The sequence below is a fragment of the Methylobacterium frigidaeris genome (genome assembly GCF_022179185.1).
In the GTDB taxonomy this organism is placed as follows: domain Bacteria; phylum Pseudomonadota; class Alphaproteobacteria; order Rhizobiales; family Beijerinckiaceae; genus Methylobacterium; species Methylobacterium frigidaeris.
The window spans coordinates 1-521 of the sequence record NZ_BPQJ01000140.1 but is presented as its reverse complement, the minus strand read 5'-3'; the positions used below and the strand labels follow the sequence as shown (position 1 = coordinate 521).

Annotated in this window: 1 protein-coding gene; it reads right to left on the bottom strand. The window is 62.8% G+C overall.

What is annotated here, in order from left to right:
• Nucleotides 1-57: 57 nt before the first annotated feature.
• Nucleotides 58-521, bottom strand: a 464-nt coding sequence (locus MFF64_RS36595) for a hypothetical protein (protein ID WP_238193927.1), incomplete at its 5' end; no start/stop codon positions are given.

The following is a 521-nucleotide window of genomic DNA, read 5'->3' as shown; positions in this document are numbered from 1 at the left end:
CAGCAGCAGAGCTGCCGCAATCTGGCGGATCATGGTGATGTCCTGCACTGGAGACAGTCAGACGAACAGGCCGTTCCGCTCGTCGAGGTACTGCGCCATGAGCGCCCGCAGGTCGGCGTTGGCCGCGTCGAGCAGACTCACGTTGAAGAGCGCGATCAGATCAATGCTCCCCCCGAACGGGATGAACTGGTTGCCGACCCGGAAAATCGTCGCCGTCGAGTTGTTGTTGTTGCCGGCCTGGGTGCTGGTGATCACGGCGCCCTCGTTGGCCTGGATGATCGGCTGACCCAGGCCGATATTAATGCCCATGATCCGGTTCCAGCCCTCCCGCCCCGTGGTGTTGGCGGCTGCCCCCTGCGCAGCGATGCCCGTGTGCACCTGGTAGGTGACCCTGTCGTTGATGGTGGAGAGCCCGACGAAATTCGCGTCCAGGAACTCGCCGGCGATCATATGGAAGTCGGCGGTGTTCGTGCCGACGGTGGTCTTGACGATCGCGATCATCGTCCACGGGAAATCGCTGT